This is a genomic window from Moorena producens 3L (genome assembly GCF_000211815.1).
GTDB lineage: Bacteria > Cyanobacteriota > Cyanobacteriia > Cyanobacteriales > Coleofasciculaceae > Moorena > Moorena producens.
Genome location: NZ_GL890841.1, coordinates 114,872 through 115,971 on the forward strand (window position 1 = coordinate 114,872; position 1,100 = coordinate 115,971).

General features: G+C 49.4%; 1 protein-coding gene. It reads left to right on the top strand.

Going from position 1 to position 1,100, the window contains the following annotated elements; translation table 11 throughout:
• Positions 1 to 50 precede the first annotated feature (50 nt).
• Positions 51 to 959 (top strand): lipoyl synthase, encoded by a 909-nt coding sequence (lipA, locus tag LYNGBM3L_RS09300; protein WP_008181722.1) that lies wholly within the window; start codon positions 51 to 53, stop codon positions 957 to 959.
• Positions 960 to 1,100: the final 141 nt, after the last annotated feature.

Genomic DNA, 1,100 nt, shown 5'->3' on the forward strand with positions numbered 1-1,100 from the left:
GATTCCCGATTCCCGATTCCTGATTCCCCACTCCCGACTCCCGATTCCCCATGACTACACAAAAACAATGGCGTTCAGAAATTACTGCACTTCCCTCTTGGTTGCGACGTCCGATTGGTAATGCTAGTGACATCTCAACGGTGCAGCGGATTATTAAACAACGGCAGATTCACACCATTTGTGAGGAGGGACGTTGCCCGAACCGAGGTGAGTGCTATTCTCAGAAAACCGCTACATTTTTGTTGATGGGACCGACATGTACACGGTCTTGTGCATTTTGTCAAGTGGATAAAGGTCATGCTCCCATGGCCCTAGACCCAGAGGAGCCCCAGAAAGTAGCGGAATCGGTACAGTTATTGGGCTTGCGGTATGTGGTGCTGACCTCTGTGGCTCGGGATGATTTGCCAGACCAGGGTGCCGGTTGGTTTGTCGCTACCATGGATGCGATCCGCCAACTCAATCCAGGTACTGAGATAGAAGTGCTAACAGCAGATTTCTGGGGGGGTAAAGGTGATCACGATCAAATCTCAGCAGAGTTGCAACAGCAACGGATAGCAACGGTGGTGGAGGCCAAGCCAGCCTGTTACAACCACAATATTGAAACAGTCCAGCGCTTACAGGGCAAGGTGCGCCGGGGAGCACAATATCAGCGATCGCTAGATGTGCTCAGCATTGTCAAACAACTGAATCCCGCCATTCCCACTAAATCCGGATTAATGTTGGGCCATGGGGAAACCAAAGCAGAAGTAATTGAAGCGATGGCGGATTTAGGTAAGATTGGATGCGATCGCATCACCCTCGGTCAATATATGCGTCCCTCTCTCCAACATCTGCCGGTACAAAAATACTGGACACCGGAAGAGTTTGATGAGCTAGGTGCGATCGCACGGGATATGGGATTTGCCCATGTGCGTTCCGGTCCTTTGGTTCGTAGTTCTTACCATGCGGGGGAAACTTGAAGGTTTAAGGTTCAACTGTTAAGTTCTAGGGAATCGGGAATCGGGAATCGGGAATCGGGAATCGGGAATCGGGAAAAGAGAAAAAATTCTATTTTACCTGATAGTTCTGATAAACGCTGTCTCCTAATCATTACTATTGAT